Source organism: Micromonospora fiedleri (assembly GCF_016774385.1).
GTDB classification, from domain to species: Bacteria; Actinomycetota; Actinomycetes; order Mycobacteriales; family Micromonosporaceae; genus Micromonospora; species Micromonospora gifhornensis.
Map to the genome: position 1 here is coordinate 374,120 of NZ_JAETXL010000003.1, position 22,458 is coordinate 396,577.

21 protein-coding genes are annotated in these 22,458 nt (G+C 71.5%); 4 read left to right on the top strand and 17 right to left on the bottom strand.

Annotated elements, in window-relative coordinates; translation table 11 throughout:
* Positions 1–170: 170 nt before the first annotated feature.
* The 8 genes from mnhG to JMF97_RS09515 all read right to left on the bottom strand — a co-directional run bounded on the left by mnhG (position 171) and on the right by JMF97_RS09515 (position 8,556).
* Positions 171–545, bottom strand: a complete 375-nt coding sequence (gene mnhG / locus JMF97_RS09480) for a monovalent cation/H(+) antiporter subunit G (RefSeq protein ID WP_203221201.1) — start codon at positions 543–545, stop codon at positions 171–173.
* Positions 542–805: a monovalent cation/H+ antiporter complex subunit F gene (locus JMF97_RS09485; protein ID WP_013733754.1), complete on the bottom strand. Its 264-nt coding sequence runs from the start codon at positions 803–805 to the stop codon at positions 542–544. The genes mnhG and JMF97_RS09485 overlap by 4 nt, the downstream gene beginning before the upstream one ends.
* The gene (locus JMF97_RS09490) at positions 802–1,428 is read right to left on the bottom strand and encodes a Na+/H+ antiporter subunit E (protein ID WP_307816840.1); all 627 of its coding nucleotides are present in this window, start codon (positions 1,426–1,428) and stop codon (positions 802–804) included. Before JMF97_RS09490 ends, JMF97_RS09485 begins: the two co-directional genes overlap by 4 nt.
* A complete protein-coding gene (locus JMF97_RS09495; protein ID WP_203221202.1) occupies positions 1,425–3,002 on the bottom strand; it encodes a Na+/H+ antiporter subunit D in 1,578 nt (525 codons plus the stop codon). The genes JMF97_RS09490 and JMF97_RS09495 overlap by 4 nt, the downstream gene beginning before the upstream one ends.
* On the bottom strand, positions 2,999–3,460 hold the full coding sequence (locus JMF97_RS09500) for a Na(+)/H(+) antiporter subunit C (RefSeq protein WP_203221203.1): 462 nt from the start codon (positions 3,458–3,460) through the stop codon (positions 2,999–3,001). Before JMF97_RS09500 ends, JMF97_RS09495 begins: the two co-directional genes overlap by 4 nt.
* Complete coding sequence (locus JMF97_RS09505) at positions 3,457–6,279, bottom strand: Na+/H+ antiporter subunit A (protein WP_203221204.1); 2,823 nt, start codon at positions 6,277–6,279, stop codon at positions 3,457–3,459. Before JMF97_RS09505 ends, JMF97_RS09500 begins: the two co-directional genes overlap by 4 nt.
* A gap of 202 nt (positions 6,280–6,481) precedes the next feature.
* On the bottom strand, positions 6,482–7,393 hold the full coding sequence (locus JMF97_RS09510) for an ion transporter (protein ID WP_203221205.1): 912 nt from the start codon (positions 7,391–7,393) through the stop codon (positions 6,482–6,484).
* 131 nt (positions 7,394–7,524) lie between these two features.
* The gene (locus tag JMF97_RS09515; protein ID WP_203221206.1) at positions 7,525–8,556 is read right to left on the bottom strand and encodes an extracellular catalytic domain type 2 short-chain-length polyhydroxyalkanoate depolymerase; all 1,032 of its coding nucleotides are present in this window, start codon (positions 8,554–8,556) and stop codon (positions 7,525–7,527) included.
* Positions 8,557–8,718: 162 nt separating this feature from the next.
* Here JMF97_RS09515 and JMF97_RS09520 point away from each other — a divergent pair, with 162 nt between their 5' ends.
* Complete coding sequence (locus tag JMF97_RS09520; RefSeq protein WP_203221207.1) at positions 8,719–9,534, top strand: alpha/beta hydrolase; 816 nt, start codon at positions 8,719–8,721, stop codon at positions 9,532–9,534.
* Here the strand turns inward: JMF97_RS09520 and JMF97_RS09525 are convergent.
* The 3 genes from JMF97_RS09525 to JMF97_RS09535 all read right to left on the bottom strand — a co-directional run bounded on the left by JMF97_RS09525 (position 9,495) and on the right by JMF97_RS09535 (position 12,898).
* Positions 9,495–10,322, bottom strand: coding sequence for a M15 family metallopeptidase (locus JMF97_RS09525; protein ID WP_203221208.1), 828 nt, complete (start codon positions 10,320–10,322; stop codon positions 9,495–9,497). The genes JMF97_RS09520 and JMF97_RS09525 overlap by 40 nt on opposite strands.
* Positions 10,323–10,329: 7 nt before the next feature.
* Positions 10,330–11,568 carry a D-alanyl-D-alanine carboxypeptidase family protein gene (locus JMF97_RS09530; RefSeq protein ID WP_307816874.1) on the bottom strand — a complete coding sequence of 413 codons (1,239 nt, stop codon included), beginning with the start codon at positions 11,566–11,568 and terminating at the stop codon, positions 10,330–10,332.
* A 106-nt stretch (positions 11,569–11,674) separates the two neighbouring features.
* Positions 11,675–12,898 carry a D-alanyl-D-alanine carboxypeptidase family protein gene (locus JMF97_RS09535; RefSeq protein WP_203221209.1) on the bottom strand — a complete coding sequence of 408 codons (1,224 nt, stop codon included), beginning with the start codon at positions 12,896–12,898 and terminating at the stop codon, positions 11,675–11,677.
* 307 nt (positions 12,899–13,205) lie between these two features.
* On the opposite strand from JMF97_RS09535, the gene JMF97_RS09540 reads away from it, so the two are divergent.
* Positions 13,206–14,075: a hypothetical protein gene (locus JMF97_RS09540; RefSeq protein ID WP_203221210.1), complete on the top strand. Its 870-nt coding sequence runs from the start codon at positions 13,206–13,208 to the stop codon at positions 14,073–14,075.
* Positions 14,076–14,152: 77 nt separating this feature from the next.
* Here JMF97_RS09540 and JMF97_RS09545 read toward each other — a convergent pair whose 3' ends face one another.
* Positions 14,153–14,875, bottom strand: a complete 723-nt coding sequence (locus tag JMF97_RS09545) for a MerR family DNA-binding transcriptional regulator (RefSeq protein ID WP_203221211.1) — start codon at positions 14,873–14,875, stop codon at positions 14,153–14,155.
* A gap of 177 nt (positions 14,876–15,052) precedes the next feature.
* On the opposite strand from JMF97_RS09545, the gene JMF97_RS09550 reads away from it, so the two are divergent.
* A complete protein-coding gene (locus JMF97_RS09550; RefSeq protein WP_203221212.1) occupies positions 15,053–17,326 on the top strand; it encodes an ATP-binding cassette domain-containing protein in 2,274 nt (757 codons plus the stop codon).
* Here the strand turns inward: JMF97_RS09550 and JMF97_RS09555 are convergent.
* Both JMF97_RS09555 and JMF97_RS09560 read right to left on the bottom strand, forming a co-directional pair.
* Positions 17,323–17,733, bottom strand: coding sequence for a protein-tyrosine phosphatase family protein (locus JMF97_RS09555; RefSeq protein WP_203221213.1), 411 nt, complete (start codon positions 17,731–17,733; stop codon positions 17,323–17,325). The two genes, JMF97_RS09550 and JMF97_RS09555, sit on opposite strands and share 4 nt — an antisense overlap.
* A 121-nt stretch (positions 17,734–17,854) precedes the next feature.
* Positions 17,855–18,664: a DedA family protein gene (locus JMF97_RS09560; protein ID WP_203221214.1), complete on the bottom strand. Its 810-nt coding sequence runs from the start codon at positions 18,662–18,664 to the stop codon at positions 17,855–17,857.
* Positions 18,665–18,746: 82 nt separating this feature from the next.
* Between JMF97_RS09560 and JMF97_RS09565 the strand changes: the two genes are divergently transcribed.
* Entirely contained in the window at positions 18,747–19,454 is a 708-nt protein-coding gene (locus JMF97_RS09565; RefSeq protein WP_203221215.1) for a carbon-nitrogen hydrolase family protein, read from the top strand.
* Between the two features lie 2 nt (positions 19,455–19,456).
* On the opposite strand, the gene JMF97_RS09570 is transcribed toward JMF97_RS09565, so the two are convergent.
* From JMF97_RS09570 to JMF97_RS09580, 3 genes are all read right to left on the bottom strand, one after another.
* On the bottom strand, positions 19,457–21,037 hold the full coding sequence (locus JMF97_RS09570) for a serine/threonine-protein kinase (protein WP_307816841.1): 1,581 nt from the start codon (positions 21,035–21,037) through the stop codon (positions 19,457–19,459).
* A gap of 61 nt (positions 21,038–21,098) precedes the next feature.
* A complete protein-coding gene (locus tag JMF97_RS09575; RefSeq protein ID WP_203221217.1) occupies positions 21,099–21,305 on the bottom strand; it encodes a hypothetical protein in 207 nt (68 codons plus the stop codon).
* 2 nt (positions 21,306–21,307) lie between these two features.
* Entirely contained in the window at positions 21,308–22,357 is a 1,050-nt protein-coding gene (locus JMF97_RS09580; protein ID WP_203221218.1) for a LacI family DNA-binding transcriptional regulator, read from the bottom strand.
* Between the last annotated feature and the right edge of the window lie 101 nt (positions 22,358–22,458).

The window sequence follows — 22,458 nt, forward strand, 5'->3', positions numbered from 1 at the left end:
CCTCAATTCCCCGCCGATCTTGCACCTCTGGTCGCTGATACGTCACTTCTGCGGCTTATGCCCCGACAGAAAGTGCAAGATCGGCGCGCTGTGGTGAGCGTGGGTGAGGTGCGCGGCGGGCTGGGAGAGAGGGTATGAGGGGGTGTGGGGGGTGGCAATGGATATTGGGGTCAGGGGGTGTTGGTGGTGGTGGAGGAGGAGAGGCGGTCTAGGTGGGGGGCTAGTTCGTCGGTGAGGAGGAGGTCGGTGCGGATGTCGTCGTGGGGGTAGGCGGCGCGGCCGACCATGTGGGCGGCTACCGGGGCGGTCGCCAACTGGAAGACGCCGATCAGGACCAGGGTGGTGATGTCCACGCCGGTGCGCAGCCGCAGGCCGCAGCCGAGCAGCACCAGCAGCAACCCGAGGACCTGCGGCTTGGCCGCGGCGTGCATGCGGGCGAGCAGGTCGGGGAAGCGCACCAGGGCCATGCCGGCGGCGAGGCTCAGCAGGGCGCCGCTGATCAGACAGACGGCGGCGACGATGTCGAGTACGGCGTCCAGGCTCATTTGTCGTTTCTCCGGGCGGCGAAGCGGGCGACGCTGACCGAGCCGACGAATCCGAGGACCGCGAGCACCACCAGCACCGGAAGCGCGGTGGCGTCCTTGCTGTAGGCGGCCTCGGTGGCGATGGCCGCGACGATGATGGCCAGCAGCACGTCGGTGGCGACCGCACGGTCCAGGATCGACGGACCACGGATGATCCGAGTGAGGGTGAGCGCGCCGGCCACGGCGAGCAGCGCGGTGACGGTCACGGCGACGATGGTCATGCCGCTGCCCCTTCCAGGTCTAGCGGTGGCGGTGGACGTTCACGGACGCGACGTTGTTCGTCCGGCGAGCCGATGGCGGCGACGATGCGCTCCTCCAACTCCAGCACCCCGCGCCGGAACTTCTCCACCTCGTCCAGGCTGTCCACGTTGATGACGTGGATGAACAGGGTGCCGGTGGCGCGGTCTGCCTCCAGGATCAGGCTGCCCGGCACCAGCGACAACGCCTCCGCCGCGAGGGTGAGGTTGAGGTCGGTGTTCACCCGCAGGCGCACCGCGATGATGGCGCTGCGCGGCACGTGCCCGGGACGCAGCGCCATCCAGGCGATCTGCACGGAGGCGACGACCAGGTCACTCAGGAAGCGCACCAGGAACCGGAGCGTGCCCAGCGGATGGATCCGCCCCGCGAAGGTCACCGGCGGCAACGGGAAGACCGCCAACAGGACGGCGGCCACCACGAGCCCACTGATCAGGTTGGCCCACGACAGCGTGCCCCAGAGCAACATCCAGACGACCACCAGGAAGATCACCGCAGTGATCCGGTTACGACGCCGGGCGGCCGGGGTCAGTGGCGAGCTGTTCGGCGGGTCGGTCGGCTCGGCCGGGGTCATCGAGTCGGGTCTCACGGCGCACCTCCCGGGAAGACGGCGTCGACGTACGGGGTGCGTTGCAGCAGGTCGTTGGCGGCGTCCGTACTCAGGTCGAACAGCGGGCCGGCCACCACCGTCAGCACCAGCCCGAAGACCACCAGGGCCACCGTCGGCGCGATCATCAGACCGGGGAGCACGGCACCGGTCTGCCCCGGGGGAACGGACTGCTGCGGTTGCACCGCCCCCTCGGTGCGGGCCGCCTGCTCGGCGTCGTCGGCCGCCGGCATCTCCGGGTGCGGCGCCCGCCAGAAGGCCAGGTTCCACACCCGTGCCACCGCGTACAGGGTGAGCAGGCTGGTGAGCAGACCGCCGCCGACCAGGATCCAGGCCAGCACGCCGCCGTCGTCTATGCCGGCCTGCACCAGGCCGAGCTTGCCGAGGAACCCGGAGAACGGTGGTATGCCGGCGAGATTCAACGCCGGTACGAAGAACAGCACGGCGAGGATCGGCGACAGCCGGGCCAGGCCACCGAGGCGGTCCATGGCGGTGCTGCCCCCTCTTCGCTCGACAAGCCCGGCGGCGAGGAAGAGGGTGGTCTGGATGGTGATGTGGTGCACCACGTAGAAGATCGCCGCGGACAGTCCGAGTGACGAGGTGAGCCCGACGCCGAAGAGCATGTAACCGATGTGGCTGATCAGTGTGAAGGACAACAATCGCTTGATGTCGGACTGGGCGACCGCGCCGAGGATGCCGACCACCATGGTCAGCACCGCCGTCACCAGCAGCAGGGTCGCGGTCCGCCCGCCGGGGAACAGCAGCGTCTCAGTACGGATGATCGCGTACACGCCGACTTTGGTCAGCAGGCCGGCGAAGACCGCGGTGACCGGGGCGGGTGCGGTGGGATAGCTGTCCGGCAACCAGGCCGACAGCGGGAACACCGCGGCCTTGATGCCGAAGGCGAGCAGCAGCATGCCCTGCAACAGCAGCCGGATGTCGTCGGGGAGGGCGTCGAGCCGGTCGGCGAGCTGGGCCAGGTTGAGCGTGCCGGTCGAGGCGTACACCAGACCGATGGCGACCAGGAAGATCACCGACGAGAGCAGGCTGACCACGACGTAGGTGGTGCCCGCCCGGATCCGGGTCTCGGTGCTGCCCAGGGTGAGCAGCACGTAGCTGGCCACCAGCAGGATCTCGAAGCCGACGTAGAGGTTGAACAGGTCGCCGGAGAGGAAGGCGTTGCAGACGCCGGCGGTCAGCACCAGGTAGGTGGGGTGGTAGACCGACAGCGGAGTCTCCTCGTCGCCGTCGGCCATACCCTGCCCGATGGAGTACACCAGCACGCACAGGGTCACCGCGGCGGAGACCACGAGCATCAACGCGGCGAGCTGGTCGGCCACCAGCACGATGCCCAGCGGGGCGACCCAGCCGCCGACCTCCACCACCAGCGGTCCGTGCAGGCTGGACTGGATCAGCAGCATCGCGGCCACCGCGACGGTGGCCGCGAGCACGGTGAGGCTCACCCACCGCTGGGCGCGGGGACGCCCGAGCAGCAGCAGGGTCAGGGCCGCGCCGAGCAGTGGCATCACCACCGGCAGCGGTACGAGGAACGTCATCCGGCCCGCACTCCGTTCGCCGTGGTGGACAGCTTCCGCTCGTCCGTTGTCGGGGATTCCTCGTCGTCGTCGCCGTCGACGTCGTCGTCGGGTACCTCGTCGCGGTCCGCGAGGTCCATGATCCGGCGGTCCTCGACGTCGTCCTGCACCTCGTCGTGCCCGTTGAGGTGCCAACTGCGGTACGCCAGGGCGAGCAGGAAGGCGGTCATGCCCAGGGTGATCACGATGGCGGTGAGGATCATCGCCTGCGGCAGTGGATCGCTCATCTCCTCCTGCGGGGCGCTGCCGACGATCGGCGGGGCACCAGCCCGACCACCGGTGAGCAGCAGCAGGTTCGCGCCGTTGCCGAGCAGGATGACACCCATCAGCACCCGGGTGAGGCTGCGTTCCAGCAGCAGCGTCACGCCGGCGGCGACGAGCACGCCGACCACGATGACGTAGGTGAGGTTGGGGCTCACACCAGCTCCTTTTCCCGTACCTCGTCGCCCTCGGTCTCGTGTTGGCGGTCCATCTCGGCGCCGAGGCTGCGCAGGATGTCCAGCACCAGGCCGACGACGATCAGGTAGACACCGACGTCGAAGAAGGCCGACGTGACGAAGTGGATGTGACCCAGCACCGGTAGGTGGAAGTCGAGCAGGGCGCTCTGCAGGAACTCCCCGCCGAGCAACATGGCGGCCACGCCGGTGCCGACGGCCACGAACAGCCCGGCACCGAGCACCACACCGGCGTCGACGGGTGCGGCGCCGTTGAGTTCGGTACGACCACCGGCCAGGTACCGCACGGCCAGGGCCAGACCGGCGACCAGGCCGGCGGCGAAGCCACCACCGGGGGCGTTGTGGCCACTGAACAGCAGGTAGATGGAGAACAGCACGATGGCGTGGAACAGCAGCCGGGTGATCACCTGGAGGATGACCGACTGCGACCGGGCGGTGGCGCCGGTGGTCAACCAGCGGGGCCGGTTGTACTCGGTCGGACCGTCGCCGGGGATGTCACCGCGGCGGCCGAGGTCGCGGGCATGGCGGAAGATCAGGCTGGCCACACCGGTCGCGGCCACCACCAGCACCGCGATCTCACCCATGGTGTCCCAGGCCCGGATGTCGACCAGGGTCACGTTGACCACGTTCTTGCCGCCGCCGTAGGAGACCGCCTCGTCGGGGAAGGCGACGGAGATCGGTACGGCCTGGCGGGCACCGGCCGCCACGTAGGCCATGCCGGCGGTGACGGCGCCGACGGCCACCCCGATCGCGACCCGGCCACGCCGGCTGGAACGGATCGGGCGTTCGGAGAACTTCGCCGGCAACCGGCGCAGGACCAGCACGAACATCACGATCGTGACGGTCTCCACCAGGAACTGGGTCAACGCCAGATCGGGTGCGCCGTGCAGGATGAACATCAGCGCGATGCCGTAGCCGGCCACGCCGACCAGGATCATCGCGGTGAGCCGGCGCAGGGCGCGGGCGGCCATCACGGCGGCGATCACCACCATGGCGGCGGCGACTCCCTGCAACGGGGTGTCCCACAGATGGAAGCGCTGTGGCCAGGGACTGCCGGCCAGCAGCGCACCACCCGGCAACACGACCATCACCACCAGGATGACGCCGAGGTAGAACGGCAGCGAACCACGCTGGGTCCGACCGGTCAGCTCGACCGCGAGCCGGTCGATGGCGTTGATGCACTTCTTGTACGCCACGGCACCGTCGAACGGCAGCCGCATGGTGGCCCGGACCCGCTCACGACGCATCAGGTCGAACAGGCCGGCACCGCCCGCCACGGCCAGCACGGACAGGCCGAGCGCCGGGGTCAGGCCATGCCACAACGCCAGGTGGTAGCCGGGTTCGGCGGAGCGGTACAGGTCGGCGTACGGGGCCAGCAGGCGGTCCACCGCCGGGGCGAGGACACCGACGGCGACACCGGCGACGGCCAGCACGGCGGCCGGGGTGAGGATCGCCCAGGACACCGGCCGGACCGTGGTGGGCTCGACGCCGGGCTTGTCGGCGAAGGCGCCCCACAGGTAGCGCAGGGTGTACGCCACGGTCAGCGCTGAGCCGAAGATCACACCGGCGAGTACCGCCAGGTCGGCGGTGCCGCCGTGCAGCAGCGCCTCGACCGCGGCCTCTTTGGCGACGAACCCGGCCATCGGCGGCAGACCGGCCATGGAGGCGGCGGCGAGCCCCGCCACCACGGCCAGGGCGGGGGCGCGACGCCCGACGCCGCTGAGTTCCCGCAGGTCACGGGTGCCGGTGGCGTGGTCGATGATGCCGACGGTGAGGAAGAGGGTGGCTTTGAACAGGGCGTGGGCCAGCACCATCGCCACGCCGGCCAGGGCGGCGTCCCGGGTGCCGGCACCGAGGATCACCATGAGCAGGCCGAGCTGGCTGACCGTGCCGTACGCCAGCAGCAGCTTGAGGTCGACCTGGCGCAACGCCGACCAGCCGCCGAGGAACATCGTGATCAGGCCACCGACGAGCAGCACCGGCCGCCACGGGGTGACCTCCGCGACGGCGGGGCCCATCAGGGCGACCAGGAAGACGCCCGCTTTGACCATGGCCGCCGCGTGCAGGTACGCGCTGACCGGTGTCGGCGCGGCCATGGCGCCCGGCAACCAGAAGCTGAACGGGAAGATCGCCGACTTGCTCAGCGCGCCCAGCAGGATCAGCACCAGCGCGACCGCCAGGTAGCCGCCGCCGGGCAGGTTCTCGGCGACGACGGACCAGCGGTAGCTGCCGGCGTGCTGGCCGAGCATGACGAACCCGGCGAGCATCGCCAGGCCGCCCAGCGTGGTCACCAGCAACGCCTGCATGGCGGCGCGGCGACTGGCCCGCTTCGCCGGGTCGTAGCCGATCAGCAGGTAGGAGAAGACGGTGGTCAGCTCCCAGAACACGTACAGCAGCAGCAGGTCGTCGGAGACCACCAGGCCGAGCATCGCACCGGCGAAGGCCACGAACACCGCGACGAAGCGCCCCAGGCCGGGGTCGTCGGAGCGGAAGTAGCGGGCGCTGTAGGCCAGCACCAGCGCACCCACGCCACCGACGAGCACCACCATCAACCAGGACAGCGTGCCCATCCGCAACGCGAGTTCCAGATCGAGTTGCGGCACCCAGGTCACGGTCTCGACCACGGGCTCGCCGGAGCGGACGTCACCGGTGTGTGTCAACGCCCACGCCAGCGTCGCTCCAGGGACCAACGCGACCACATAGAGGGCGTGCCGTCCCCAGAGTCGCACCAGCGCCGGGGCGATCACGGCTGTCAGCGCATGGACCGCCACCAGAACCAGCACACACCCTCCTCGGGAGATCATCAGTCGGTGCAACGACCCTATCCGGTAAGGACCGCTGTCTGCATCTGCCGTGAATTGGATCAAAGGTGTGTCCGGCGACAGAGCACTCAGAACGACGGCGGAGTTCACCACCGTTTCACCGTCGGCAGTACGGGCGAAACCCGCTGCCGGTCAGCGGGCCCGTTCGATCACGGACGTCCGTTCAGTCCTTGGACACCCGACGTCCCCTCCCGTCGTCGCGGTCGATCCGCAACTCGCGCTCCAACTCGACGATGAGGGTGCGCAGATCGTCGAGGCGTTGACTGATCGCGATGCGGTCCACCTCGTCGGGAACCCCGTCGCCGTCGGAGTCGTAGCCCGGGGCGAGCCCTTCGGTCATCTCCAACCGGCGGGCCTCCTCCATGGAGTTGACGAAGACGGCGATCAGGATGTTCAACAGCAGGTTGACCGTGATCACCACGAAGCTGGCGTAGTAGAGCACCGTCCACGGCGACACCTCCATGCCCTGCTCGATGAGGTCCGGCAGGGTCTCCAGGGAGAGCAGCACGAACAGGGTCAACAGGGACCGTCCGATGTCCCCGTACTGCTCCGGATAGACCTTGCCGAAGATCAGCCAACCGGCCATGCCGTAGACGTAGAGGGTCACCACGGCCAGGGCGAAGAAGCCGCCGATACCGGGCAGACTGCGCCACAGCGCCGCGACGATCGTGCGCAGGCCGGGCGAGAACCGCACCAGACGCACCATGCGCAGCACCCGTACGACGCGCAACAGCGCCGAGTCGCCGTGCAGCACCGGCACGAATATCGCCGCGATCACCAGGAAGTCGAAGACGTTCCAGCCCTGCCGGAAGAAGTCCTGCGGTCGGCGGCCGTAGGCCAGCAGCCGGATGGCGATCTCGATGACAAATATCACCCGGAAGACCCACTCGACGGCATGCAGCGCGGTGCCCGCCGCACCCAGGTCGGGGTAGGTCTCCAGGCCGAGCACCGCGCCGTTGGCCAGGATCACCGCGACGATGGCGAGCTCGAACGGACGGGAGTGGGAGATCCGGGCGCACGCGTCGGCCAGCCTGGACCGCGACGGATCGACCGGCCCGCTTCGCTGGGCCGGCACCTGCGCGTCCCTCACCGGGCGGCTGACCTCGGCTCGCGCGCTGGGGCCGGCTGCGCCAGCCACCGTGCGTCACCTAGGCATCGACGTACGGCAGTCATGGCCGACAGCCTACGGGTCGACGTCGGCCGACATCACCCGCCCAGCCGTCGGATCATGTTCATCACGGTTTCCACCTGGGCGCCGCCCTTGATGGGATAGTTCGTCGCGCCGAGGTAGCCCCACCAGTCCCAGCAACCGTTCGGGTTGGCGGCGGCGGTGACGGCCTGCGGGTAGAGCACGATCATCGCGTTGGTGTCGGCGTACTGGTTGAGGTTGGCCCGGTCCACGAAGGCGGTACCGACCCGGCTGTGGCCCTGGAGACAGCCGTGCAGGGCGACGAGCAGGCGGCAGGTGCTGCCGGCCGCGCAGGACGCCGGGACGTAGGCGAACCCGTTGGCGTCCATGCTCGCGGCGCCGGCCCGGCCGCCGGGGGCGAAGGTGTTCTGGCTGAAGCGCACCAGCGTGCCGCCGAGCGGCCCGGTGTTCGGCGGTTGCACCGAGCCGAACAGCTTGCGCAGGAAGGCGTTCTGCGGGTCGGTGCCGCAGTCGTTGAGGTACGGCGCCGCCGTGCCCGAGCAGCCGACCGTCCCGTACGGAGTGACCCAGCCGTGCCCGGCGGACGAGGTGTTGTCGTACTGCACGCTGGCGCCGAAGTGCTGCTGGTAGCGGACCAGGTCGTCGCTGACCGACCGCTTGACCGTGGTGTCGGATCGACCGTGGAAGACGTAGACCGGTTCGCCGGACAACCCGCTGACCGGGTCGATCCAGCTGTAGCCGGCCCAGGTGCGGGTGTAGGTCTGCAGCGCGCTCAGGTACGTCGGGTAGAGGTTGTCGCCGCAGCCGTAGAGCGCCTGGGCGACGTTGTTCTGGGCGCAGTAGTACGGGCCGGCCGCGAACAGCGCCGCTCCCCTGATCCGCTGCGAGTAGGCCACCTGGAGTTGCGTCGCCAGGTACGCCCCGGAGGAGACGCCGGCGACGTACACGCCGGAGACGCGGTAGGTCGACAGGCTCGCGGAGACGGGGGTCCTGGTGTGCACAGTGGGCGCGGCGGACGCGGGCGCGGTGGGGGCGATCAGCAGCGCCGCGACGGCTCCGGCGAACAGTCGTAGGGCGGGTTTCAGCATGACGCTCTCCCTGGTACGAGGTGAGCGCCGGCGGTGATGTCGGCGTACGGCGACGCTAGCGTGATCCAGGTCACCGGCGACATGAGCGCGGCACACACCCGACGGGTCCGCGTTGTGGTGTCGGTCGATGCCTCGGCTCCGGAATCGTTAGATTGGACCGTTATGGCGCTGATCCGTTGTGACTTCTTCGCCGAGACGCTCGGCCTCAGCACGTCGATGACCGTGATCCTGCCGCAGCGGACCGAGTCGCAGATCGGGCTGACCGGCGCGGACGTCCCCGGCGACCCGCCGGTGCTGTACCTGTTGCACGGGCTCAGCGACGACGACACCATCTGGCTGCGCCGTACCGCCATCGAACGGTACGTCGCACCGCTCGGTCTGGCGGTGGTGATGCCGCAGGTCGGGCGGAGCTTCTACGCCGACGAGGAGCACGGCAACCGGTACTGGACGTTCCTGCGTGAGGAACTGCCGCAGCTGTGCCATGGCTTCTTCCGTCTCTCCGACCGCCGGGAGGACACCTTTGTGGCCGGGCTGTCGATGGGTGGCTACGGCGCGGTGAAGTGGGCGCTGCGCGAGCCGGACCGGTTCGCCGCCGTGGCGAGCCTCTCCGGCGCGCTCGACCTCGCCTTCCGCGCCGAGCACCCGACCCGTCCGATCGACCCTCGGGTGTGGCACACCGCCTTCGGTGACCGTCCGGTGCGCGGCACCGACGACGATCTGCTCACCCTGCTGGACTCGGCCGGTGTCGCACCTCCGCTCTACGTCGCCTGCGGCACCGAGGATTTCCTGTACGAGGACAACGTGCGGTTCGTCGAGCGGGCCCGGTCGGTGGGACTGCCGCTGACCGTGGACTTCTCCCCCGGCGAGCACGACTGGGCGTACTGGGATGCGAAGATCGCCGACGTGCTCGCCTGGCTGCCGTTGGCGGACCGGGGCGGTCAGCCGACCGAGGAGCGGGCGACCGGCAGGTCGAAGTAGGTGTCCGGCCAGGGTTCGTCGCGGTAGCGGAAGTGCCACCATTCCCGGTCGTAGCCGACGAATCCGCCGTCGGTCATCAACCGGTGCAGCAGCCGTCGGTTCTCCCGGGCGGTCGGGCTGACCCGGGTGGAGTCGGTGTGCGCGAGCGGGTCGAAGCAGTCGAAGCCGGTGCCCATGTCGACACTGTTGTCGCCGAAACGCTGCGGCTGGGCGGCGGTGCAGGCGACCAGGGGTTGGCCGGGCACGTATCCGGCCTGCTGGCGGGCGGGCAGGTCGACCAGGGTGAGGTCGACCGTGCTGCCCCGGCTGTGCGCGGTGGGTGCGCCGAGGTAACCCTGGTCGAACAGGTCCGACTTGGCCACCCGGGGATAGAACTCGGCCTTCATCTGCTCCTCGTCGGGGCGGCGGGCCCAGGCCACGAACTCGTCGGCGGCCGACTGCGGGCGGTAGCAGTCGTACACCTTGAGGGTGTGGCCGGTGGCCAGGGCGGCGTCCTGCACCCGGCGCAGCGCCTCGGCGGCCTGGGTGGTGAGCAGGCAGAGCGGTTCGGGGTAGCCGGTGACGGGCCGGCCGACGAAGTTGTGTGGGCCGAAGTACCGGATGTCGGTCAGGATGCGCGGGTCCACGTCGGAGAGGATGACGAAGCCCGGCAGCGTCGGCGCCGACGACGGGCTCTCGGAGGGCGAGGGGGTCGCGGACGGTGGCGGGGCCGGCTCGGGTCGACCGCAGCCGGTCACCGTGACCAGGCCCGCCGTCAGCCCCACCAGCACCGTCGACCAACGCACCATCTGCCGGTCAGCCGCGCGAGGTCGGGGCGCGGCCCGCGGTGCGCAGCCGGCGGCGGCGGCTGATCAGCGCGCCCACCAGGACGGTCAGGCCGACCGCGAGGAGCACGTACGAGGCGGACCGGAGCGGATCGGCCAACGGGTGCCGGTCGGTCGCCTCACCGCCGGAGGCCCCACCGGGTAGCGCCTGGGGTGGCAGCGTGCTCGGCGGCGCGGAGGCGGTGGTGGCGCCGGGGCGTACCAGCACACCGACCGAGGCGTCGCGGGGCAGGGCGAAGCCCCAGTCGAGCAGCGCCGCGCCCTGTTGCCAGCCGCGCTGGTCGATCACGTCGGCACCGAGCAGGGTGACCACGAGCCGCCGCCCGTTGCGCTCGGCGGCCCCGACGTAGGTGTGCCGGGCCAGGTCGGTGTAGCCGGTCTTGCCGCCCAGCGCCCCGGGGTAGCGGTAGAGCAGCTGGTTGTCGTTGTCGATGGTGAAGCCCTTGGTGCGCTGCTTCGGCTGGGCGGGGATGTCCGCCTCCCGGGTCGCCACGTACCGTCGGAAGTGCTCGTCGTCGAAGCAGGCCCGGGCGATCAGGGCCAGGTCGTACGCGCTGGTGAACTGCCCCGGACCGTCCAACCCGGACGGTGTCGCGGCATGGGTCTGGTACGCCCCGAGCTGCCGGGCCTGCTCGTTCATCGCGCGCAGCCCACCGGCCATCCCGTCCGCACCGCCGCCGAGGCGGGCCAGCGCGTTCGCCACCTCGTTGCCGGAGCGCAGCAGCAGTCCCAACCAGAGCGTCTCGATTCGGTACCGGCCGCCGGCCACCAGTCCCACCGCCGAACTGCCCGGCTCGATGTCGAGGTCGCCCGCGGTGATGGTGACGACCTCGTTGGGGTCCAGCCGGGGCAGCATGGTCGCGGCCAGCAGCAACTTCTGCACACTCGCCGGGGTGGCGTACTCATGCGGCCCGCAACCGCCCAACACCTCCCCGGTGTCCAGATCGGCCACCACCCACGAGGTGGCGGCCACCTTCGGCGGTGTCGGCGTCTGCGGTGGCACGACCAGTCCGGCGGTGGCCAGCCGGGCACCGCCGATCGCCCGCGCGACCGGGTCCGGGGACGGGGTCGCCGACGGGGTCGGGCCGGGCGCGGGTGGCGCCGGGCGGGGGCACGGCACGGGTGCCGCCGCGCTGGCACGGGTGGCGGGCACCAGCGGTGATGTCAGAAGCGCCGCGATCACCGCCACGGCCAGGCCGGAGACTCTCACAGCCACCGACACTATCGGGTGAATTCCGGCCAGTCCGGCGAATCGACCAGCACGGAGGTCTCCCGTACCGTCGGCACGACGGCGGCCGAGCACCTGGGGCCGTGAGTTACCGGCGCTGCCCGGAACGGCCGCGCCGCGCGACGACGACGGCCAGCGTGATCGCGACCGCGCCCACCGCCAGCGCCACGTACATGCCTGCGCCGGGGGTGTCACCGACCGTGGCCGAGGTGGTCACGTTCACCGGCGGTACGGCGTCCACCTGCGGCGTCGGTGACGGTGCGGCGTCGAACTCCCCCGGTTCGACCAGGCGGCCCACCGAGACGTCGCGGGGCAGGCCGAATCCCCAGTCGAGCAGCGCGGCCCCCTGCTCCCAGCCGCGCAGCGGCTGAGGTTCGGCACCGAGCAGCGTGACGACCAGGCGTCGTCCGTTGCGCTCGGCGGCGCCGACGTAGGTGTGGCGGGCGTAATCGGTGAAGCCGGTCTTGCCGCCGAGCGCACCCGGATACCGGTAGATCAGCTGGTTGTTGTTCTGGATCTCGAAGCCCTTGGCGCCCAGCGCCTTCTGCGCCGGGATGCGGGTCCGTTCGGTGCGCACGTACGTGCGGAAGGTGGGGTCGGCGAAGCAGGCCCGAGCGATCAGCGCCAGGTCGTACGCGCTGGTGAACTGCCCCGCAGCGTCCAGTCCGGACGGCGTGACCGCGTGGGTCTGGAGGGCGCCGAGCCGGCGCGCCTGCTCGTTCATGGCCCGCACGCCCCCGGCCACGCCGTCGGGTCCGCCGCCGAGGCGGGCCAGCGCGTTGGCCGCCTCGTTGCCGGATTGCAGCAGCAGCCCCAGCCAGAGCGTCTTCACCCGGTACCGACCCTCGGGGAGCAGCCCGACCGCCGAACTACCCGGCGCGATGTCCAGGTCCTCCCGGGTCACCGTGACGACCTCGGTGGGGTCCAGCCGGGGCAGCATGGTCGCGGCCAGCAGCAACTTCTGCACACTCGCCGGGGTGGCGTACTCGTGCGGCCCGCAACCGCCCAGCACCTCCCCGGTGTCCAGATCGGCCACCACCCACGAGGTCGCAGTCACCTTCGGCGGCGTCGGCGCCTGCGGCGGCACGACCAGCCCCGGGGTGGCCAGGGCGTCACCGCCGACGACGCGGTGCTCCGCCACCGACGGCGGCGGCGTCGGGCGTGGTGACCGGAGCACCTTCGGCGCCTTCGCCTTCGGACAGGGCGTCGCGACAGGAGCGGCACGCTGGGTGTTCACCGACGCACCAGCAGTGACCGGAACGACGCCCGTCACGAGTACGGCGACAACGGTGGCCAGCGCCCGGAAATCCATGAACACGCACCCTAACGGCAAGATCCCGACCGTCGCATCCCCGCCCGCGCGCCCCCGAGCCCGCCGGTGCACGGCGAACCGGTTGAACCGTTCATTCGCCCCCCCCCGTATCCACGAGCGAACCAGACCCCACGCTCGGACCTGCGGCGGGAGCGCTCCCGTACCGGGTCCGGCCACACCCGGAAGGCGTGGCAGGCAGGCGCATCCACCGCCGCGGCCGGCCGCCCTCCGGGCATCCATCGCGCAGCAGCCGGCCGTGTCCGACCCCCGTCGACCCGCCCGGCCGGTCAATCATGAGGAGAGATGCATGGTCAGGCGTACGCTAGGACAGCGCAAGCACGCGGCCTGGAAGCTCGGCGGCGTCGGCGTGGTCGCGGTCGCGCTGCTCGGGGCCGGCCTCACGCTGGCCTCGGCCGACGACGGCGCCAGCACCGCAGCGCAGACGGCGAACTGCCCGACGGTACGGGACAAGCTCGGCAACGTGCCCGCCGCCGCCCTCGCCGGTGTCGAGCAGGAACTGGCCAACCTCGACAAGCAGATCGAGGAGGCCAACGCCCGCCTCGCCCAGCAGGCCGCCGACCCCCAGGGCGGCGCGAACTTCATCAACAACGCCATCCTCGGCCCGCTGGCCAGCAAGCGCGTCGCCGCCCTCGACCGCATCGGCATCAACATCAACCGGGTCGGGGGGCAACGCCCCGACCTGGCCAGCCTCGCCAACTGCGGCCTCAACCCCCCGGGCACCCGCAGCGCCCTCAACGGCAACGCCGGCAACGCGGGCGGCAACGCCAACGCCGGCGGCGACAACGCCGGAGCCGGCAACAATGCGGGCGGCAACAACAACGCCGGTGGTGGCAACAACGCCGGTGGTGGTGTCGCGCAGACGGTGAGTTGCCCGAGCGTCGCCGACCGGCTGCCGGCCGTACCGGCGCAGGCCGCCGCCGAGGTGCAACGCGAGCTGGCCAACCTGGACAAGCAGATCGCCGAGGCCGACGCCCGGCTGGCGCAGCTGGCGATCCGGCCCGAGGGCGGCCCCAACTTCGTCCGCAACGCCGTGATCGGCCCGCTGGAGGACCGGCGCGTCGCCGCCATCAACCGGATCGCCACCGCGATCGGCCGGGTCGACGGCAACCGTCCGGGCAACCTGGTCAACCTGGCCCGCCCCTGCTCGGCGCGCTGACCCCGCAGCAGTGAGCGGCCCGGGACGGATGGACGGTTCTCCGTGCGTCCGTCCCGGGCCGTTTCGACGCCCCGGGATCACCGCAGGTCGAGCTGGCGCAGATAGTCGTGCAGCGCGGCGGAGGCGGCCAGCCGACGCAGACTGCGTTGATGCAACTCCTGTTCCCGGCGGGCCAACTCGGCGCGGACCCGCTGCGCGCTGCCGGTGGTACGCAGCTCGGTGAGCACGGCCGTGATGATGTCGAACGGGTAGGCGCCCCGCCGGAGCAGGGCGATCACCTGGGCGGCCCGTTGCTCGGCCTCGTCGTACACCCGGTAGCCGGTCGCCGGCTCGCGGACCGGCCGGAGCAGGCCCCGGGCCTCCCAGAAGCGCAGCTGCGAGGTACGGACCCCGACCAGGTCGGCCACCGCGCCGACGCGGACCGCTCGACGCTGCGCGACGCCCCGCGGGTCCGAACTGGTCACCACCGTCTCGAAGGCGCCGAGCACCCGGGCGATCTCGGCGCGTTCGCGGCTCAGCTCCGCATGGCCGGCGTCGAGCGCGGCCAACGCGGTGGCCAGATCGCCCCGATGCACGGCGACCATGATCTCGCGGGTGCGAGCCCAGCCGTGCCCGTCGGCCAACGCGCGGACCACGGCGAGGGCGCGTTGGTGCGCCGCCGTGAAGATCCGATAGCCGCTCGGCGTACGGTCGGCCGCCGGTAGCACGCCGAGGTCGAGGTAGTTGCGCACCTGCTGCACGGAGATCCCGGCCGAGGCGGCGAGGTCGATCCCCCGCAGCCGTCGCTCGTGGTCCGTCACCAGCTCGCCCTCACCGTTCCACGTCGTTTGAGACTTTGCGGCATCTTACGGGCTGAGCGCCAGCGCAAATCCGGCAAAAGTCTCTACGTGGTGATTAATGAGACACTTGAATGCGGCCAGGCCATCGCACGCCAGTTCCCGGGCGGGAGTCCGTCCACGATCGAGCGAAGGGTTCGCATGCAGCAGCCAGCACGGTCCGCCGCCGACAGCCATGACGTGATCGAGGTACGCGGCGCGCGGGAGAACAACCTCGCCGACATCTCGGTCGACATTCCCAAGCGCCGGCTGACCGTCTTCACCGGGGTCTCCGGTTCCGGCAAGTCCTCGCTGGTCTTCGGCACGATCGCCGCGGAGTCGCAGCGGCTGATCAACGAGACGTACAGCGCCTTCCTCCAGTCGTTCATGCCCAACGCCTCCCGACCCGACGTGGACTCGCTACGCAACCTCACCCCGGCGATCGTGGTCGACCAGGAGCGGATGGGTGTCAACTCGCGTTCGACCGTGGGCACCGCCACCGACGCGTACGCGATGCTGCGCATCGTCTTCAGCCGGCTCGGCAGACCGTACGTCGGTGGCGCGGGGGCGTTCAGCTTCAACCTGGCCGAGGGGATGTGCCCGGCCTGCGAAGGGCTGGGCCGCGTCGCCGATCTCGACGTCGACGAACTGGTCGACCGGGAGAAGTCCCTCAACGGCGGCGCGATCACCGTGCCCAACTTCGCGGTCGACACGTGGTACTGGCAGACCATCGTCGGCTCCGGGCTGTTCGACCCGGACGCCAAGCTCCAGGACTTCACCCCGCAACAGTGGGCGGACTTCCTGCACAAGCCGGCCACCAAGATCAAGGTGGGTGGCACGAACCTGACGTACGAGGGCCTCGTCGTCAAGGTGCGCCGGCTCTACCTGTCCAAGGACCGCGAGTCGATGCAGCCGCACATCAGGGCCTTCGTGGACCGGGCGGTCACCTTCACCACCTGCACCGACTGCGGCGGCACCCGGCTCAACGCCGCCGCGCTGTCCTCTCGCATCGCGGGCCGCACCATCGCCGAGTGCTCCGCCATGCAGATCAGCGACCTGGCCGAGTTCGTCCGCGGCATCGACGACGAGTCGGTCGCCCCGTTGACCGGGAACCTGCGGGACCTGTTGGACTCGCTGGTCGAGATCGGCCTGGGCTATCTCAGCCTCGACCGCGAGTCCGCCACCCTCTCCGGTGGTGAGGCGCAGCGGGTCAAGATGGTCCGGCACCTCGGCTCCAGCCTCTCCGACATCACGTACGTCTTCGACGAGCCGACCGTCGGGCTGCACCCGCACGACATCGCCCGGATGAACGACCTGCTGCTGCGGCTGCGCGACAAGGGCAACACGGTGCTGGTGGTCGAGCACAAGCCGGAGACCATCGCGATCGCCGACCACGTCGTCGACCTCGGCCCCGGCGCGGGCACCGCCGGTGGCCGGATCTGCTACACCGGCGACGTGGCCGGGCTACGCCGGTCCGACACCCTCACCGGCCGGCACCTGGATCACCGGGTACGGCTGCGCGAGCGGGTTCGCACCCCGCGCGGGCACCTGGCCATCCGGCACGCCGACCTGCACAACCTGCGCGACGTGAGCGTGGACGTCCCGCTCGGGGTGCTGACCGTGGTCACCGGGGTGGCCGGCTCCGGCAAGAGTTCCCTGATCCACGGTTCACTGCGCCGCCGCGACGGGGTGGTCGTGGTGGACCAGTCCCCGATCCGCGGCTCGCGGCGCAGCAACCCGGCCACCTACACCGGCCTGCTGGATCCGATCCGGACCGCCTTCGCCAAGGCCAACGGGGTGAAGGCCGCGCTGTTCAGCGCGAACTCCGAGGGCGCCTGCCCGACCTGCAAGGGCATCGGGCTGGTCTACACCGACCTGGCGATGATGGCCGGTGTCGCCTCGGTCTGCGAGCAGTGCGAGGGCCGCCGGTTCACCGCCGAGGTGCTCACCTATCGACTACGCGGTCGCACCATCAGCGAGGTGCTCGCCATGTCGGTGGCCGAGGCGCAGGAGTTCTTCCCCGGCGGGCCGGCCCGCGCCGTGCTGGACCGGATGGCCGCCGTCGGGCTGAGCTACCTCACCCTCGGCCAGCCGCTGACCACACTCTCCGGCGGCGAGCGGCAACGGCTCAAGCTGGCCATCCACATGGCCGACAAGGCCAGCACCTACGTGCTCGACGAGCCGACGACCGGCCTGCACCTGGCTGACGTCGACCAGCTGCTCGCGTTGCTCGACCGGCTGGTCGACGCCGGCAACACGGTCGTCGTCATCGAGCATCACCAGGCGGTGATGGCACACGCGGACTGGCTGATCGATCTCGGCCCGGGCGCGGGGCAGGACGGGGGTCGGATCGTCTTCACCGGTACGCCTGCCGACCTCGTCGCGCACGCAGACACGCTCACCGCCCGGCACCTGCGCGAATACGTGGCCCGCTAGCGCAGCCGGCGTAGCCAGCGGCGCTGCCAGGGGGTTTCCACGGCGCCGGGGCGGTAGGCGGCCCGTACCCAGGCCACGGACTGCTCGGCGGGGAGGCCGTCGAGGATCGCCAACGCCGCCAGGGCGGTGCCGGTACGCCCGGTGCCGCCCCGGCAGGCCACCTCCACCCGCTGTCCGGCGTAGCCGCGGCGCAGCGCCTCCCGCAACGCGTCCAGGGCGTCGGCCCGGTCCGTCGGCACCCAGAAGTCGGGCCACCGTACCCGCCGATGCTCCCAGGCCGGTGTCGGTCCGGGCGCGAGCAGCAGCCCGAAGTCGGCCGGCGAGGCGGGATCGGCGATGCGCCGTCCGCGTACCCGCACCCCGCCGGGTAACTCGACCACCCCGACGGTGTCCTCCCAATCACCCATGACCGCATCCTGCACCACCGACCCACCGCCGACCATCAACCGGGCGGCAGGCCGTGGCAGCAGACTGTTCGGCGGTCGGCGTGTCGGGCAGTTCGACTGCCACGGTTCGGGGTGGGTGGGGTCAGTGCGGGCGGTGGTGCTGGTCGGGGTGATGGCCCTCGGCCCAGGCGCTGCGGTAGATGGTGCCGCGGCCGTGCGGGTCGGGGATGCCGGCCGGTTCGGCGTCGGTCAGCCCGGCCCCGGTGTCGTTGGACCGCAGGCCGCCGGCGCGCCGGGATCGACGCAGCCGGGTCACCACGAACCAGATCAGAGCGAGTACGCAGGCGACGATGACCAGGTTCTGCAGGATGCCGGCGTACGACTCGACCAGGTGCCAGTTGTCCCCGAGCAGGTACCCGGCCAGCACGAATGTGGTGTTCCAGATCAGGCTGCCCAGCGTGGTGTAGACCGCGAAGGTGAGCAGCGGCATCCGCTCCACGCCGGCCGGGATGGAGATCATGCTCCGGAAGATCGGGATCATCCGGCCGAAGAAGACCGCCTTCACCCCGTGCCGGAGGAACCATTCCTCGGTCCGGTCGATGTCGCTGAGCTTCACCAGCGGCAGCTTGGCGGCGATCGCGCGGACCCGTTCCCGTCCCAGGGTGGCGCCGATCCAGTAGAGCGCCAGGGCGCCCAGCAGCGAACCGAGGGTGGTCCAGAAGATCGCGCCGATCACGCTCATCCGGCCCTGGGCCGCGACGAACCCGGCCAGCGGCAGGATCACCTCGCTGGGAATCGGCGGGAACAGGTTCTCCAACGCGACGGCGAGGCCCGCGCCCGGTCCACCGAGCCGCTCCACCAGGTCGGTGACGAGGCCGACCAGCCCGTCCTCGGGTGGCGCGGACTGACTGAGCACGTCGGCAGCGGAGACGGTACGCGGAAAGTGAATCACCCTTACCACCCTACGAACTACACTCCGATGGCGCTGCGTCGGTATCGACTCCTGGCCACCGGAACTCCTAGGCTGGGCCACAGTGGAGACTGCATTCGACCGGGTCCCGTTGCGGATCGCGGTGGCCCAGCCGACGTGCCGCGCGTACGACGTCGGCGCGAACGTGGCGGCGCACGCGGCGCTTGTCGCTGCGGCGGCGGCCCGGGTCGTGGTCTTCCCGGAGCTGTCCCTGACCGGCTACGAGTTGGACGCCGCACCTGTCGACCCGGCCGATTCTCGGCTGGCCCCGCTGGTCGACGCCTGCGCGGCGGCGGGATCGCTGGCCCTGGTCGGCGCGCCGGTGGCCGGCGACCACATCGCCACCCTGGCGGTCGACGGCACCGGTGTGCGGGTGGCCTACCGCAAGATGTGGCTCGGCGGGGCCGAGCCGCGCCGCTTCACTCCCGGCCCGGAGCCGGTCGTGCTCGCCGTGAACGGTTGGCGGCTCGGGTTGGCGATCTGCAAGGACACCGGGGTGGCGGAACACGCGGCCCGCACCTGCGCCCTGGGCGTCGACGTCTACCTCGCCTCCGTGGTGGAGTCCGCAGCCGACGTGGCGGTGCCCGACGAGCGGGCCCTGCGGATCGCGACCACGCACCGCGTGCACGTCGCGGTGGCCAGCTTCGCCGGCCCGACCGGCGGCGGTTTCCACGAGACGGCGGGCCGCTCGGCGATCTGGGCACCGGACGGCTCGGTGCTGGCCCGCGCCGCCAGCGACCCCGGCGAGTACGCACCGGCCACGCTGACCTGAGGTCAGTTTTCCTTCGGCAGGGCGGCCTCGACCCGGTCGAGCAACTCGTCCATCCGGTCGGCGAAGTCGGCGGGAACCCGCCCCTGCTCGGTTTCCTTCTCGATGCGCTCGCGCAGGTCCTCGATCCGCTTCTGCCGATCCTTGGCGCGGCCGGCGGCGACCTTGGCGAGGTCCTTGCGCAGCCGGTCGGCCACCTTGCCGTCGAGGCCGTCGGTCAGCTGCGCCTCGGTGAGCAGCGCGATGAACTCGGTGGCGAACTCCCGCAGGTTGACCGGCTCGGGCGGCGCCGGCGAAGGGCTGGGTCGCTTCGCCGGCGGCGTGGCCGATGCGGGTGGGGCGGCCGGGGTGCTGGCGGGCGCGGCGGTGGACTGCCCGTCGTCGTCGCCGGGGGCCAGCAGCACACCGAGCCCCACGAGCAGCACCAGGACGGCGGCGACCAGCACACCGACCGGGGGACGTCGGCGTCCGGGTCGGCCCGGGGCAGGTCGGGACGCCGCCGGGGGCAGCAACCCGGGCGGCCCCTCGGGACCGTACGGGTGGTGGGGCGAGCGGACGGTCCGGTGCACGTCGCCAGCCACGACGGCGGACCAGTTGCCGGCGCGGTCGACAAGGGTCGGCGGATGCCCCGGGGCCGCTGCGGTGACCGGCTCGGCAGGCCCGGTCGGGGGCGTGACGATCGGCAGCACGGCGGTGGACGGACCGGCCGGGCCGGTGGCGGCGGCACGGAACCGGGCGGCGAGCTGACCGGCGGTGGGCCGCCGCACCGGGTCCGGGTCCAGGCAGGCCAGCACCAGAGCGGCGATGTCGGTGGGCAGCCCACTCACCCGCGGCGGCGGCACCGGCCGGCGGTCGGCGTGCACCACCAGGGCGTCCTCCCAGCTGCCCACCGGCAGCGGCACGTCGCCGGTGAGGGCGCGGTAGAGCAGCACGCCGAGCGCGTACACGTCGCTTGCCGGATTCGGTGCAGCGGCCTGCAACCGCTCGGGAGCGGTGTACGCGGGCGTACCCATCATGGGTTCGACGGCGGCCTGTCCGGTGCCGGCGGCCAGCGGCCCGGCGAGCGCGGCGATGCCGAAGTCCAGCACCTTGGCACCGGTCTCGGTGAGCATGACGTTGCCGGGCTTGATGTCGCGGTGCACCACGCCGATCCGGTGGGCGGCGGCCAGCGCGGCGGCGACCTGGGCGGCCATCCGCAGCGCCGACGGCCAGGGCAGCGGCCCGTCCGCGAGCCGGTCGGCGAGGTTGCGCCCGTCGACCAGTTCCATCACCAGGTACGGCACGATCGCCTCGTCGAGGCCGGCCTCGCCGTAGTCGTACACCTGGGTGACGTTCGGATGGGCGAGCCGGGCTGCGGCGCGGGCCTCGCGGCGGATGGCGGCCCGCAGATCGGGGTCGGCGGCGAAGCCGGCGGCGAGCACCTTCACCGCGACGGACCGCCCGAGCACCTCGTCGTCGGCACGCCACACCTCGGACATGCCGCCGAGGCCGATGCGCTCACGAACCACGTAGCGGTCGTGCAGGCGCAGGTGCGGGGTGAACGGCGACATCAGGGCCCAGTCTGCCTGGTCGATCGGCCCGCGCACCACCCGACGGTGCAGGTGGTGCGCGACGTGCCCCGGTTCGTGGCGATGGTGCTGCCCGCCGTTACCGGGTGCAGTGCGGGGTGGCGGTCTGCGGGGCGGGCTGGATCTGGTCGGCCAGCCGTCGCAGGGTCACGGCGGCGAGGTGGCGGGCACCGCTCAGCCGCGGGGTACGCGGCGGATCGGGAACGATCGGCGCGTCCGGCCGAGCGGAACTGACGTGTCGGGTGACCGCGTCGATGGCGAAGACGAAGCCGGTGGGCTGTTCCATGGTCAACTCCTCGGGGCGGGTCCGGTGCTGGTCCGGACGACGAGCGTGGTGGGCAGCAGGATCTGGTGTGCGTCGGTGTCCACGGGCGGGTCGAGCAGCAGTTCCGCCGCGCGACGCCCCTTCTCCACGCCGGGTTGGCGGACGGTGGTCAGGCCGGCGGGCGCCGCTTCGGCGATGTCGTCGAAGCCGGTGACCGCGAGGTGTCGGCCGGTCTCGCGCAACGTGTCGAGCGCGCCGAGGGCGAGCACGTCGGCGCAGGCCAGCACGGCGGTGATCGGCTCGGGCAGGGCGTCCGGCGCGCGCACGGCGGCGGCACCGGCGGGGCGGCTGTTGTCGGCCGCCGACAGGATCGTCAGCTGCGACCAGTCGACCCCGACCGCCGCGAAGGCGTCGGCGAACCCGGCGAGCCGTTCCCGGGTGGTGGGGTGCGGCACGTCGGCCACGTCACCGACCTGTACCGGCCCGGGTGCGGCGTCGGGCAGCACGCTGTCGGCGAGCAGGGCGACCCGCCGGTGGCCGAGCCCGGTCAGGTGTTCGGCCACCGACCGGGCGGCGGCCCGCTCGTCGATGCCCACCCACCGGTCCTCGGCGCGTGGACGGTCTGAGGTGGTGACGAAGGGCAGTCCACGGCCCCGGATCGCGTCGACGATCTCCCCCTCCTCGTCGCCGCCGCAGTAGACGCAGAACCCGTCGACGGCAGCGTTTTCCACGGCCTTGCGGGCACCGGCCGCGTCGGCGGGCAGCGGCACCAGCAGCAGGCTGCTGCCGTGCCGCTCGGCCGCCTGTGCCACGCCGGTGAGGAACTGCGTGGCGAAGGGGTCGGTGAAGGCGTAGGAGAGGCGGGAGGTGAACAGCACCCCGATGGCGCCGACGTAGCCGCGGCGCAGGGACCGGGCGGTCGGGTCCGGGCCCGGATAGCCCATCTCCCGTGCCGCGTCGAGGATGCGTCGGCGCAGCTCGGTGGAGAGCTGGTCCGGGCGACTGTAGGCGTTGGAGACGGTGCTGCGGGAGACACCGACCGCCTCGGCCACCGCGCGCAGGGTGGGTTTCACCGGCCCCTCCCCTCTCTGGATCGATTCAGACTGGATCGATCCAGAGATTAGTCGCACCGACCGAGGAGTGTCAATCGAATGACCGAACGTGACGGTGGACG

Bases quoted from the DNA above. Each gene is read 5' to 3' on its own strand.
- JMF97_RS09515 (WP_203221206.1), bottom strand. From the start codon at position 8,556: ATGCTGAAACCCGCCCTACGACTGTTCGCCGGAGCCGTCGCGGCGCTG.
- JMF97_RS09520 (WP_203221207.1), top strand. From the start codon at position 8,719: ATGGCGCTGATCCGTTGTGACTTCTTCGCCGAGACGCTCGGCCTCAGC.
- JMF97_RS09550 (WP_203221212.1), top strand. From the start codon at position 15,053: ATGCAGCAGCCAGCACGGTCCGCCGCCGACAGCCATGACGTGATCGAG.
- JMF97_RS09525 (WP_203221208.1), bottom strand. From the start codon at position 10,322: ATGGTGCGTTGGTCGACGGTGCTGGTGGGGCTGACGGCGGGCCTGGTC.
- JMF97_RS09555 (WP_203221213.1), bottom strand. From the start codon at position 17,733: ATGGGTGATTGGGAGGACACCGTCGGGGTGGTCGAGTTACCCGGCGGG.
- JMF97_RS09485 (WP_013733754.1), bottom strand. From the start codon at position 805: ATGACCATCGTCGCCGTGACCGTCACCGCGCTGCTCGCCGTGGCCGGC.
- JMF97_RS09535 (WP_203221209.1), bottom strand. From the start codon at position 12,898: ATGGATTTCCGGGCGCTGGCCACCGTTGTCGCCGTACTCGTGACGGGC.
- JMF97_RS09540 (WP_203221210.1), top strand. From the start codon at position 13,206: ATGGTCAGGCGTACGCTAGGACAGCGCAAGCACGCGGCCTGGAAGCTC.
- JMF97_RS09575 (WP_203221217.1), bottom strand. From the start codon at position 21,305: ATGGAACAGCCCACCGGCTTCGTCTTCGCCATCGACGCGGTCACCCGA.
- mnhG (WP_203221201.1), bottom strand. From the start codon at position 545: ATGAGCCTGGACGCCGTACTCGACATCGTCGCCGCCGTCTGTCTGATC.
- JMF97_RS09495 (WP_203221202.1), bottom strand. From the start codon at position 3,002: ATGACGTTCCTCGTACCGCTGCCGGTGGTGATGCCACTGCTCGGCGCG.